Origin of the sequence: Methylobacterium ajmalii (assembly GCF_036448855.1) — a bacterium.
Taxonomy (GTDB): Bacteria; Pseudomonadota; Alphaproteobacteria; order Rhizobiales; family Beijerinckiaceae; genus Methylobacterium; species Methylobacterium ajmalii.
In genome coordinates this window covers 32620-45113 of record NZ_JAZFXT010000019.1, presented here as the reverse complement: position 1 = coordinate 45113, position 12494 = coordinate 32620, and the positions used below count along the sequence as shown (strand labels likewise).

Sequence of the window (12494 nt, the reverse complement as noted above, 5' to 3'; positions counted from 1 at the left end):
TCGTGCCAGCTTTAACCGCTTGGCCGGCTGCGCTCGCCCGACCGGCTCCGCCGGCCAAGCTACCCGTGGTGGAAAGGCCCACGGTTCACTAACATTCCACTCGGGCCACCCCGTGGGGGCTGATCAGAAAAGTGGTTAATCTTAGGCGTACCGTAGCGACGAGTAAGTCTGGAATTCAAGAAATCCGTAATCGGGATGCTCCTACCGGATCGGGTGCGGGTATCGGTAGGATTGTGTCGGCGCGAGCGTGTGGCGGCAGTATCTGCTGATCGCGGTCGCGCGCCCTCATCGAATTATATTTGCGGCAAGATCGTACGTACCAGGGAGGACTCTGCGATGATTATCGTAGCTTCGTCGGCGGCGCGTGGCCGCCGGGCGCCGTCTTCGAACGGAGGACGCCGATGAACGTCCCCGGTCAGGACAAGAACGCGCTCGTCGTCGATGCCGAGACGGCGCTGCAGGAAGAGCGCGATGCGCTTGGTCTGGCTGGGAGCGAGCAGCCGGCGGCGCTCTGCCTGTCCGGGGGCGGGATTCGCAGTGCCGCCGTGTGCCTCGGAGTCCTGCAGGCGTTCGCGCGGCGCGGATTGCTGCCGGAATTCCACTATCTGTCGACCGTCTCGGGCGGCGGCTACACCGGGGGCTGGCTGACGCGCCTGATCGCGGATCAAAACGACCGTGATCGAGGCTCCGGAAAGAGCGAAGGTATTGTCAGGGCGCAGGCGATCCTCGCCGAGAAGGTCGCCTCGCGGCAACCCGAACTCGACCGCTTGCGCCGCTTCACCAATTTCCTGACCCCGAACCCCGGCCTTGCCTCTCTCGATACGTGGGCGGGCATCGTGCTGTGGCTGCGCAACACGTTCATCAATTGGACGCTCTTCCTGCCGGTGATGCTGTCGATCGCCGCTGTGCCGGTCCTGTACTTCACTCTGGTTTGCGCGATGGCACGCCCGGATGCGATGCCCGCCTGGTTGCCGGCCTGGTTGCTGTTCGCCATCGCCCTGCTGGGGCTTCTCGTGTCCGTCTGCGTGACGCTGCGGGAACTGCCGAGCTACGAGAAGCCGGAAGTGGACCCCACGGCGGTGGCGGCGGCGGCAGCGGCGCCCGAGATCCGTGCCGGACGGGCGCGGCCGGTCGAGAAAAAATTCGGCGCGAGCGCCAGTGCCATTCGATTCCGGATCGTCGTCCCGGTGCTGGTCTGGGCCTTCCTGCTGCCCCTGGCGCTCGCTCCGGTCCTGCACCGTCCGCAGGCGATGCAGACCGTCGCGCAGATCCTCGATCGGTCCTGCCCGGCCGAGTCGTCTGTCACGGTCGCGCCCCAGTGCCGGACCCAGAACTCTCACTCTTTGCCGGAGCTGAGCACGACGTGGCCCGCCATGCTGCTCTGGCTGGCGCCTGTCGGCGCTTTCCTCGTCGCCGTCGCCGCGTATGTCGGCATGGGCATCACATCGGCTGCGAGATTCGCCGTCCTGCGCGCCAATTGGCTAGCCTGGATCGGCAGCGCGGCCGTATCCGCCCTGCTGCTGGGGGCCGGGATCCATCTGGTGGTCGGAGCCGACGCGGCCTGGCTCGCCCTGGCGGCGCCACTGGGGATCGTCGTCATGGAGATCTTGCGCTCGGCGCTCTACGTCGCCTTCCGGCAGGATGGCCTGCGCAGCGACCTCGACCGGGAATGGCTGGCTCGCCTGAGCGCGAACAAGCTGCGGTTCGTCCTCGCCTTCGCGGTCCTCGGCGTCGTGACGGTCGTGCTGCCGTGGGTGATCTTCTCCGGCCGAACGACGTTCGGATCGCTGGCGGCGGCCGTCTCAGCGCTGGTCTCCGGGCCGGTCGCGGCCCTTCTCGGCAAGAGCGCGACCACGCTCTTCTCGCGCTCCCGCCAGGCTGGTGGGAAGGCCGCCAAGATGCCGTTCGACTGGCTCCTCGTCGCAGCGGCCGTGTTGTTTGGCGTCACGATCATGACGGTGCTCGGGAACGCCGTCGAGTATCTCGGGAGCACGGCAGCCCGGGAGATCGGCGACGCGCCGGGCGCGAACGCGCCGATCCGGGCGGCCCTCGCCGCCATCCTGGCCCTGATCATGGTGATGGCCCTGATCATTGCCTTCGTCGGCCGCCGGATCAATCTCAATCGCTTCTCGATGCACGCGGTGTACCGCAACCGGATCGTGCGGGCCTTCATGGGATCGGCCCGGCACGACCATCAGCCCGATCGCTACACCAGCTTCGACCCGCTCGACGACCTGCGGGTGGCCGACGCGTTCGACCGGACCGGCCCGGCACGGCGGCTCTTTCCGGTGATCAACGTCGCGCTCAATCGGACGACGGGCAAGGACACCGCACGCGCGGCGCGCAAGGCGGTCTCGTTTACGATCACGCCGCTGCGATGCGGCGGCGCCTCCCTGCTGCGGACCGAGAAGGGGAAGCCTTGGCTGAAAGACGGGGCCTACGTGCGCACCGGCGACTACGCCGGCTCGGAGAAGGAGGTGGGCGAGGACGACAGCAGCCGCGGCATCCGGCTGGGCACTGTGGTGACGCTCTCGGGCGCGGCCGTCAGTCCCAACATGGGCTATCATTCCTCGCCGCTGATCGCGTTCCTGATGACGCTGTTCAACGTCCGGCTCGGGGCGTGGCTTCCCAACCCGGCGACCGTCACCAACAAGCACAGCGCGTTGCAGAGCGGCCCGCGCAATGGGGTGAAGACGATCTTGTCGGAGCTCGTCGGAATGTCGAGTGACGACAGCTCGTTCGTGTACCTCTCGGATGGCGGACATTTCGACAATCTCGGCTTGTACGAGATGCTGCGGCGGCGGTGCAGCCGTATCGTCGTTGTCGATGCGGCACAGGACGAGGCCTACGCTTATTACGACCTCGGCACTGTACTGCAGCGGGCCAGGATCGATTTCGGAATCGAGGTCAATTTCCTGCAGTCGGTTGCCGTCGGCAAGCCCGCTCTGCCGCTCCAGGGCGCTTATGCATCAGTGGCTTACCCAGAGACGCAGGATCAGCCAGCGGTCACCGGCTCGATCATCTACCTCAAGTCGTGGCTTCCCGGGGACGCACCGGCGCCGCTGCGGGCCTTCCAGGCACTCAAGGCGAACTTCCCGCACGACACGACGGCGAACCAGTTCTTTACCGAGACCGATTTCGAGAGCTACCGTGCTCTCGGAGACTATCTCGCGGACCAGATGCTGGAGAAGACCAAGATAGCGGCCGAGGCAGGGCTAGGCCAGGTCGCGTCGAAGGTGTCCGGCCTCGAGCGGGTCTTCTTCGGAGCCGAGCGGTTGCACAACGCATCCGCTTGACGCTCGTGCACCGCTCCGTCGAAGGCGACGGGGCGGGCGCATCGAGCGATGCGATGACCCCCGAGATGTCGCCATATCAAGCGACCCGAACAGAGATGCTAATAAAAAAGATCGCTCGATCGCCTACGCGAGGCGGCATCAACACCCTCGAAGGGTGTTGGTGCCCAGGAGAGGACTCGAACCTCCACGGCTTGCACCACTGGTACCTGAAACCAGCGCGTCTACCAATTCCGCCACCTGGGCCCTAGAGCGTCGCCTTGGCGGCGCCCCGGTGTCAGTCGTTTAGTCGGCGGCGGAGCCGGCGTCAACGCCGAACTCCGCCGTTTCGCGAGACAGGATCAGGCTCCCGTCGGCCACTCGCGGATGTCGACGAAGTGGCCCGCGATCGCCGCGGCCGCCGCCATCGCCGGGGAGACGAGGTGCGTGCGGCCCTTGTGGCCCTGACGGCCCTCGAAGTTGCGGTTCGAGGTCGAGGCGCAGCGCTCGTGAGGCTTGAGGCGGTCGGCGTTCATGCCGAGGCACATCGAGCAGCCCGGCTCGCGCCAGTCGAAGCCGGCGGCGATCAGGATCTTGGCCAGACCCTCCTCCTCCGCCTGCTGCTTCACCAGGCCCGAGCCCGGCACCACCATGCCCGACACGTTCGGGTGGATCGTCTTGCCCTCGACCATGCGGGCGACGATCCGCAGATCCTCGATCCGGCCGTTGGTGCAGGAGCCGATGAACACCTTGTCGAGGGCGATGTCGGTGATCTTCTGGCCCGGGGTCAGGCCCATGTAGGAGAGGGCCTTCTCCTTCGACACGCGCAGGTTCTCGTCCTCGATCGAGGCCGGATCCGGCACCCGGCCCTGGACCGAGACGACGTCCTCGGGCGAAGTGCCCCAGGTCACGATCGGCGGGAGATTGGCGGCATCCAACCGGATCTCGCGGTCGAAATGCGCACCCTCGTCGGACACGAGGTTGCGCCAGTAGGCGAGGGCGCGCTCGAACGCCTCGCCCTTCGGTGCCTTCGGCCGGTCCTTGATGTAGGCGAAGGTGGTCTCGTCCGGGGCGACCATACCAGCGCGGGCGCCGCCCTCGATCGACATGTTGCAGATCGTCATCCGGCCCTCCATCGAGAGCCCGCGGATCGCCTCGCCGGCATATTCCAGCACGTGGCCGGTGCCGCCGGCGGTGCCGATCTCGCCGATGATCGCCAGGATGATGTCCTTGGCGCCGACGCCGGCGGGCAGGCGCCCGTCGACGACGGCGCGCATGTTCTTCGCCTTCTTTTGGATCAGCGTCTGGGTGGCGAGCACGTGCTCGACCTCCGAGGTGCCGATGCCGTGGGCGAGCGCCCCGAAGGCGCCGTGGGTCGAGGTGTGGGAATCGCCGCAGACGATCGTCTGGCCCGGCAGGGTGAAGCCCTGCTCCGGCCCGATGATGTGGACGATGCCCTGCCGCTTGTCGAGGGCATCGTAATACTCGATGCCGAACTCGCGGACGTTCTCGGCCAGCGTGTCGATCTGCGTGCGGCTCTCGGGATCCTCGATGCCGAAGCTGCGATCCGAGGTCTGGACGTTGTGGTCGACGACCGCCAGCGTCTTCTCCGGGTGGCGCACCCGGCGCCCGGCGAGACGAAGCCCCTCGAAGGCCTGGGGCGAGGTGACCTCGTGGACGAGGTGACGGTCGATGTAGAGGAGGCAGGTGCCGTCCGGCTGACGATCGACGACGTGGTCGTCCCAGATCTTGTCGTAGAGGGTGCGAGGGGCAGTCATCGGGGTGTTTGCCTTGTCACGAAGACCTGACGGTAGGGCCGGGCGCGTGGCGCGCGCACGCGGCGGACCCGTCATGTAACCGCCTGAACCGCCGACGGGTAGACCCCGCGGCGCCGCAAGGGGATGCAGGCGTCGCAAGGGCGCCGAGACCCGACCGCCATCTTCGGCCGCGCGGCCTCTCGGGGGCCCCGGCAGCGTCGGAATATGCTTGGCCGCTGGCAGGTCTCGTCCCACCCACGACCTCATCCTGAGGTGTCAGCCGATTGAGAATCGACTGACCCTGAAGGAGGCCTCCAGACGTCTGTGCGTTTTCCGGAGGCCTCCTTCGAGGCTCCCTTCGGTCGCACCCCAGGATGAGGTCGCGGGTGGGGTGGAGCGTATCCTGCAGCGCATCCTTCAGATCTTGAGCGGAGTCTTACTCCTTCACCGCTCCGGTCATGGCCGAGACGTAGTGCTCGACGAAGAACGAGTAGAGGATCACCAGCGGCAGCGAGCCGACGAGTGCGCCCGCCATCAGCGAGCCCCAGCGGTAGATGTCGCCGTCGACGAACTCGCTCACCACCGCCACCGGCACGGTCTTGTTCTGGGTCGAGGACAGGAAGGTCAGTGCGTAGATGAACTCGTTCCAGCACAAGGTCAGCGAGAAGATCCCGGCCGAGATCAGCCCCGGCACCGCCAGCGGCAGGATGATCTTGACGAGGATCTGCCAGCGGCTCGCCCCGTCGATGAGCGCGCACTCTTCCAGTTCGTAGGGGATGGTCTTGAAGTACCCCATCAGGAGCCAGGTCGAGAACGGGATCAGGATGGTCGGGTAGACCAGCACCAGGGCGAAGGGCGAATCGTAGAGCCCGTAGGCCTGGATGATGGTGGCGAGCGGGATGAACAGGATCGAGGGCGGCACCAGGTAGGCGAGGAAGATCGCCGCGCCGACCGCCACCGCGCCCTTGTAGCGGATCCGCACGATCGCGTAGGCCGCGAGCACGCTGGCGAACAGCGACAGCACGGTGGCCGCCACCGAGATCATCATCGTGTTCCAGAGCCACAGCGGATAGTTGGTCTGGAACAAGAGCTTCGTGATGTGCTTGAGCGTCGGCGAGACCACCCAGAACGGGTTGTAGGTCTCCATGTCGATGAGCTGGTCGTCCGGTTTGATGGCGGTCAAGGCCATCCAGTAGAACGGGAAGAGCAGCACCACCAGGATGACGAAGAGCGGCAGGTAGACCGTGACGACGCGCTTGGGCAGCGTGTCGAGATAGGCCATGCCTTCGCTGTCGTCGGGGGTGTGGGCGGTCGTGGTCGCGGCCATGGGTGTTCGATCCTTCTTGTCAGCCGGTCTGCCACTTGCGGTTCTGGAGGCCGAACCACGAGATCCCGATGGCGAAGATCAGGAACGGCACCATCGCGGTGGCGATGGCCGCGCCCTCGCCGAGATTCCCCGACAGGATGCCGCGCTGGTAGGACAGGGTCGCCATCAGGTGGGTGGCGTTGACCGGGCCGCCGCGGGTCATCGCCCAGATCAGCTGGAAGTCGGTGAAGGTGAACAGCACCGAGAAGGTCATCACCACGGCGATGATCGGGGTGAGGAGCGGCAGGGTGATGTGGCGGAAGTTCTGCCACGGGGTCGCGCCGTCGATCGTCGCCGCCTCGTAGAGCGAGGGCGAGACGGTCTGGAGGCCGGCCAGCAGCGTGATGGCGATGAACGGCACGCCGCGCCAGATGTTGGCGAAGGTCACGCAGATCCGCGCCATGGTCGGATCGCCCAGGAAGTCGATGTTGTGGTCGAGCAGGCCGAGATGGCGCAGCGACCACGAGATGATCGAGAACTGGCTGTCGAAGATCCACCAGAAGGCCAGCGCCGACAGCACGGTCGGCACGACGAACGGGATCAGCACGATCGAGCGGATCAGCGCCTTGAACGGCAGCCGCTTGTTGAGCAGCAGCGCCAGGTAGAGGCCGATGCCGAACTTCGCCACCGAGGCGAAGCCCGTATAGACCAGCGTGTTGAACACCGAGAGCCAGAAGACGCTGTCGTCCCACAGCCATTCGTAGTTCTCGATCCCGACGAAGTTGCCGCCGCGCCCGATGCGGGTGTCGGTGAGCGAGAGCCAGATGCCCTTCGCCAGCGGATAGGCCAGGAACAGCAGCAGGATCGCGGCCGCCGGCAGCATGAACCAGAAGCCCAGCCAGCCGCGGCTCGTCCGCAGCCGGCTCCAGGCCGAGCCGGTCGTGGACGCCGCCGCGGCGGGGCGGGCGAGGGCGATGTCGGCCACGGGGAGCCTCCTCCGGGTGTGTTTTCGTTCTCGGGCTGTCTCGGGGCAGACGAGAGCGGCATCATCGGACTGCCGCACTCATCCGTCGCCGCATGAGACGCGGGTTTCTCCTCTCCCCGCGGGCGGGGAGAGGACTTCATCGACCTTGTCGTCGATGAAGTGAGCGCAGGCGGAGCCGGAGCGAGGGTGAGGGGGTGCTCCCGGAGGTGTCTCACCCGGGAACACCCCCTCACCTTCGGCTACCGCCTCGCTTTGGTGACGACTAGGCCACCAAAGCCCTCTCCCCACCCGCGGGGAGAGGGGAATGCGCACGGATCGCTGCGTGACGCTGTCGGCCCTCTCGAACGAGGGGGTGAGCGCATCAGGCCGACCGGAAGATCCGCTGGGCCTGCTTCTCCGCCGTGCGGATCGCGCCCTTCAGGTCCTCGCGGCCGGTGCAGTAGGAGGCGAACATGTCGACGACGACGAAGTCGGCGAGCACGGCGGCCACCTTCTCGCTCACCGGGGCGAGACCGCCGGCGGCCAGCGTCCGGGTCGAGGCCTCGCCGAACACCTTGTTCTTCGGGTCGGCGGTCCAGATCGGGTTGTTGGAATACGCCCGCAGCGGGTGGCAGAGATAGCCCTGCGCCGATTCGAGCCAGGCGTTGTAGTTCTGGGCCTCGAGCGCGAAGGCCATGAAGGCTTTGCAGGCGTTCGGCGCCTTGGTGTAGGTGTAGGCCAGGATCGGGAAGGCGAGCTGGAACTCGGTCGGCTTGCCGGACTTGCCGACCGGGTAGGCGGCGTGGTCCATGTCCGCCGCGATGTCCTTCTTCTCGTTCTTCGCCGCGGCGTAGATCGAGATGCCGTTGTTGGTCAGGTACAGGTCGCCCGACAGGAACGCCTTGTTGTTGGACGAGTCGTTCCACGACACCGTGCCGGGCACGAAGGTCTCGTAGAGTGCCTTGACGTATTCGAGCGCCTTGGCGGTCTCCGGCGAGTTGATGATGATCTTCTCGTTGGCGTCGACCAGGTTGCCGCCATGCGACCACAGCGCCCAGTGGATCCACGAGTTGGCGTCGCCGGTGGCGTGGCCGAGCGCGAAGCCCGCCGGGGTGTTGTTCTTCTTCATCGCCTTGCAGAGTTCCAGGAAGCCGTCGAGGTCCTCCGGGAATTTCTGGAAGCCGGCCTTGTTCATGGCCGAGATGCGGTAGTTGAGGTAGCCGCCGTTGAACGCCATCGGAATGGCGATCCACTCGCCCTTCACCTTGCCGTAGGCCTCGGCGGTGGGCAGCCAGCCGCCGTACTTCTTGCCGAGATAGTCCGCGACGTCGCCGACCTTGAGGCACTTCGACGGGAAGAGGGCCGGGAAGGAGTAGAGGCCCCAGACCATGTCCGGGCCCTGGCCGGTATTGGCCGCGACCGAGGCCTTGGGCTGGATGTCGTCGAAGGATTCGCTCGTCACGCTCACCGGTACGCCGGTGGCCTTAGTGAAGGCATCGACGAGGCGCATGAAGGCCTCGTCCTCGGCGGGGATGAAGCGCTTCCAGCGCAGGAGCTTGAGCGAGGCGCCGGCCTCGGGCTTCCACTGGCTCTCCTGGGCCCAGGCGCGGGCGAAGCCCTCGAGGCCCGCGGCGGAGGCGAGGCCGAGGGCGGCACCCGCCTTGAGGATCTGGCGACGATCGAAGGCTGACATCGTGGCGTGTCTCCCGGGATTGTTCTGATCGTTGATCGGTCGCGGCCGGCGGCGGGATGGCGTCCCGCCGCCGGCCGGAAGTCCTCGGCTCAGTTCAGCCGGCGGCCGTTCTCGGCGTCGAACAGGTGGACGAGGGCGGGATCGGCGGTGATGCCGATCCGCTCGCCCGGGCCGGCGCCGATCCGGTCGCGGAACACGCAGGCGATGTCGCGGGCGACCTCGTTGGCGATGGCCTGGGTGCCGCCGCCGGGCGGGCGCACCAGCACCATGGTCTCGGAGCCGGTCGGCTCCACCACGGCGACCTCGACCGGTACGCCGCCCTCCGCCAGGCGGACATGCTCCGGCCGCAGGCCGTAGACCGCCGGCATGCCGTCGGCGGGGCGCGCGCCGCGGGTCGGCAGCGGCAGGGTCAGGCCGCTGTCGGTGCGGAACGTGTCGCCCGAAATCTTGCCCTTCAGGAAGTTCATCGACGGCGAGCCGATGAAGCCGGCGACGAAGATGTTGTCGGGCCGGTCGTAGAGTTCGAGCGGCGCACCGACCTGCTCGACCACGCCGTCATGCATCACCACGATCTTGTCGGCCATGGTCATGGCCTCGATCTGGTCGTGGGTGACGTAGACCGTGGTGGTGCGAAGCCGCTGGTGCAGCTCCTTGATCTCGGCCCGCATCGCCACCCGCAGCTTGGCGTCGAGGTTGGAGAGCGGCTCGTCGAAGAGGAACACCTGCGGATCGCGCACGATCGCCCGCCCCATCGCGACGCGCTGGCGCTGGCCGCCCGAGAGCTGGCGCGGATAGCGGTCGAGGAGTTTTTCCAGCCCCAGGATCGCCGCGGCGCGGCCGACGCGGCTCTCGATCTCCTCCTTGGCGGCCTTCCTCAGCTTGAGCGAGAAGGCCATGTTGTCCTTCACGGTCATGTGCGGGTAGAGCGCGTAGTTCTGGAACACCATGGCGATGTCGCGCTCCTTGGGCGGCACCGCGTTGACGACGCGCGAGCCGATCCGGATCTCGCCCGCCGTGATGTTCTCCAGCCCCGCGATCATGCGCAGCAGGGTCGATTTCCCGCAGCCCGACGGGCCGACCAGGATCACGAATTCCCCGTCCTGAATGTCGATCGACACGCCGTGCAGGATCGGGGTGGCCCCGAACGACTTGCGCACGTTCCTGATTTCCAGCCCGGCCATCGGCTCCTCGTGGTCGTGTCTATGAGAATAGGGTCGCGCGCGGCGCGCGGACCGAAACGGCAGCGCTGCCACAGGCAGACGACGAACACACGACAGGCGGGCCCCGATCAGGGTGTCTGGCGCTCATTGGGGTGTTTCCTCGACCCGTCGAACGGGGCGGCCTGTCTTGCCGCCTCTCGTGTTGGCGGCCATCATCGGGCGCGCGGGGCGCAAGATCAAGCGCCCTCGCCATGCGCCCATCGTCGGATGGCCAGAAAAGACCGGGAGACAGGCTTGAAGTCCACAGATGTTCTGATCATGCGGCCGATGTCGCCGCTCGTGACCGAAAGCCTGGAGAGGCATTTCACCCTCCACCGCGGCGACTTGGCGGAGGACAAGGAGCGCTTCCTCGACGAGGTCGGGCCGAAGATCCGCGGCATGGCGGTGAGCCATGTCCACGTGAACGACGCCCTGCTCGACCGGCTGCCGAAGCTCGAGATCGCCGCCAATTTCGGCGTCGGATACGATACGATCGACGCGGCGGCCTGCGGCCGGCGCGGCGTGATGGTGACGAATACGCCCGACGTGCTCACCGACGAGGTCGCCGACCTGGCCGTCGGCCTGCTCCTCGCCACCGTGCGGCAGATCCCGCAGGTCGACCGCTACCTGCGCCAGGGCAAGTGGCTGGAGAAACCCTACCCGCTGACCGGCACGCTGCGCGGGCGCAAGGTCGGCATCCTGGGGCTCGGCCGCATCGGCCGGGCGATCGCCCACCGCCTCGTCGCCTTCGGGCTGCCGATCGCCTATCACGGCCGCACCAAGCAGTCGGATGTACCCTACGAGTACTTCCCCTCGCTCATCGAGATGGCCAAGGCCTGCGACGTGCTGATGGTGGTGGCGCCCGGCGGTCCCGAGACGAAGAACATCGTCGGCCGCGAGGTGCTGGAGGCGCTGGGGTCTGAGGGCGTGCTGGTCAACGTCGCCCGCGGCACGCTGGTGGACGAGGACGCGCTCGCCGCAGCTTTGGCCGACGGCACGATCCAGAGCGCCGGCCTCGACGTCTTCGCCGAGGAGCCGAAGGTGCCGGACGCCCTCATCCGGCAGGAACATGCGGTTCTTCTGCCACATGTCGGCTCGGCCTCGCACCATACGCGCAACGCGATGGGCCAGCTCGTCGTTGATAACCTGACCTCCTGGTTCCAGGGCAACGGTCCGGTGACGCCGGTGGCCGAGACACCCTGGAAGGCCTGACGAACCCGAGAGCCACGCCATGCGCCTGCGCCGCCTCCTCCCCGTCCTCGGTTTCCTCACCTGGGCGGGATGCGCGGCGGCGCAGGAGGCGAGCCCGCCCCCGGATGTCGCGGGGCCGTGGGAGCTGGCGCTGGACGGCAGCTTCCGCCGCTGCGGCCTGATGCTGGGAGCGGAGCCCGGGAGCGTGGGCCGGGCCCTGCGCTTCCCCGCCGGCTGCCGGCGGGCGCTGCCACTGATCAACGGCATCGTCGGCTGGCGCCAGGAGGGGGAGATGATCCAGCTCCTCGACCGGGAGGGCCAGCCGGTGCTGGCCTTCGCGGGCCCCGAGGGCGACGGCCCGCGCAGCGCCGAGACCCCCGGCGGCGAGCGCTACAGCCTGGCTCAGGCGGGCACGATCCCGACCAGCTCGCGGCCCGCAGCGCCGCTGGTGACGCAAGCCGCGCTGACGACCCCGTCGAGCCTGCGCGGAGCCGGTCCGGAGAATTGGGCCGGAGCACCTTCGACCGCCGCCTCGGTGGCCGGGCTCTACACCCTGGACCGCTTCGTCGAGAAGGACGTCTGCCGGGTGGTGCTCCGGGCCGAGACCGCCCAAGTGACCGCCCAAGTGACCGCCCAGGTGCAGGAGGGCTGCCGCGACCCCGGCCTCGCCCTGTTCGATCCGACCGCCTGGCACTACGAGGCCGGCCGCCTCACCCTCGTGGCGCGACGCGGCCACAGCGTCGAGCTGATCCCGGTGGGGGAGGGGCGCTGGCGCCGCGACCCCGAGATCGGCACCACCTTCCTGCTCCGGCGGGTGGAGCCGTGAGGGCGCATCAGAAGGTCCCCCGGTGCCTGTCGGCGCTCAGGGCCGTGCCCTCGAAGCAGCGGTCCTGCGGTCCACGCTGGCCGTGCCCGACGCTCCACGAGCGAGGCCAGTGGATGCCCTCGACGTCCGTTGCCGTCGCGGCTGCGAACGAGGTCGGCAGCCTCGCCGTGATTCCGGGGGAGGACGCCGCCAAGGTCCCATATCCGGAGAGGATCTGACCCGAACGTCGCAGTCGCGATCGAAGGACGGTGGACACGCCGGTGCACCTGGCGGTGCCACGCGTCAT

At 67.6% G+C, this 12494-nt stretch carries 8 protein-coding genes and 1 tRNA gene; 3 read left to right on the top strand and 6 right to left on the bottom strand.

Annotated features, from left to right (window positions below; genetic code table 11):
- Window positions 1–401: 401 nt before the first annotated feature.
- Entirely contained in the window at window positions 402–3296 is a 2895-nt protein-coding gene (locus V3T34_RS07410; RefSeq protein WP_305079187.1) for a patatin-like phospholipase family protein, read from the top strand.
- Window positions 3297–3454: 158 nt separating this feature from the next.
- On the opposite strand, the gene V3T34_RS07405 is transcribed toward V3T34_RS07410, so the two are convergent.
- The 6 genes from V3T34_RS07405 to V3T34_RS07380 form a co-directional block, all read right to left on the bottom strand.
- A tRNA-Leu gene (locus tag V3T34_RS07405) sits at window positions 3455–3539 on the bottom strand.
- Between the two features lie 95 nt (window positions 3540–3634).
- The gene (gene leuC, locus V3T34_RS07400) at window positions 3635–5050 is read right to left on the bottom strand and encodes a 3-isopropylmalate dehydratase large subunit (protein WP_091890724.1); all 1416 of its coding nucleotides are present in this window, start codon (window positions 5048–5050) and stop codon (window positions 3635–3637) included.
- Between the two features lie 415 nt (window positions 5051–5465).
- Window positions 5466–6356 (bottom strand): carbohydrate ABC transporter permease, encoded by an 891-nt coding sequence (locus V3T34_RS07395; protein WP_060847298.1) that lies wholly within the window; start codon window positions 6354–6356, stop codon window positions 5466–5468.
- A gap of 19 nt (window positions 6357–6375) precedes the next feature.
- Complete coding sequence (locus V3T34_RS07390; RefSeq protein WP_060847299.1) at window positions 6376–7320, bottom strand: carbohydrate ABC transporter permease; 945 nt, start codon at window positions 7318–7320, stop codon at window positions 6376–6378.
- Between the two features lie 361 nt (window positions 7321–7681).
- Window positions 7682–8992 carry an ABC transporter substrate-binding protein gene (locus tag V3T34_RS07385; RefSeq protein ID WP_060847300.1) on the bottom strand — a complete coding sequence of 437 codons (1311 nt, stop codon included), beginning with the start codon at window positions 8990–8992 and terminating at the stop codon, window positions 7682–7684.
- A gap of 89 nt (window positions 8993–9081) precedes the next feature.
- A complete protein-coding gene (locus V3T34_RS07380) occupies window positions 9082–10173 on the bottom strand; it encodes an ABC transporter ATP-binding protein (RefSeq protein WP_060847301.1) in 1092 nt (363 codons plus the stop codon).
- A 273-nt stretch (window positions 10174–10446) separates the two neighbouring features.
- Here V3T34_RS07380 and V3T34_RS07375 point away from each other — a divergent pair, with 273 nt between their 5' ends.
- Window positions 10447–11403, top strand: a complete 957-nt coding sequence (locus tag V3T34_RS07375) for a 2-hydroxyacid dehydrogenase (RefSeq protein WP_244538599.1) — start codon at window positions 10447–10449, stop codon at window positions 11401–11403.
- A gap of 19 nt (window positions 11404–11422) precedes the next feature.
- Window positions 11423–12208: an AprI/Inh family metalloprotease inhibitor gene (locus tag V3T34_RS07370; protein ID WP_305079186.1), complete on the top strand. Its 786-nt coding sequence runs from the start codon at window positions 11423–11425 to the stop codon at window positions 12206–12208.
- Window positions 12209–12494: the final 286 nt, after the last annotated feature.

Excerpts from the sequence above, each read along its gene's own strand:
- V3T34_RS07410 (WP_305079187.1), top strand. The coding sequence starts at position 402 with ATGAACGTCCCCGGTCAGGACAAGAACGCGCTCGTCGTCGATGCCGAG.
- leuC (WP_091890724.1), bottom strand. The coding sequence starts at position 5,050 with ATGACTGCCCCTCGCACCCTCTACGACAAGATCTGGGACGACCACGTC.
- V3T34_RS07395 (WP_060847298.1), bottom strand. The coding sequence starts at position 6,356 with ATGGCCGCGACCACGACCGCCCACACCCCCGACGACAGCGAAGGCATG.
- V3T34_RS07385 (WP_060847300.1), bottom strand. The coding sequence starts at position 8,992 with ATGTCAGCCTTCGATCGTCGCCAGATCCTCAAGGCGGGTGCCGCCCTC.
- V3T34_RS07380 (WP_060847301.1), bottom strand. The coding sequence starts at position 10,173 with ATGGCCGGGCTGGAAATCAGGAACGTGCGCAAGTCGTTCGGGGCCACC.
- V3T34_RS07370 (WP_305079186.1), top strand. The coding sequence starts at position 11,423 with ATGCGCCTGCGCCGCCTCCTCCCCGTCCTCGGTTTCCTCACCTGGGCG.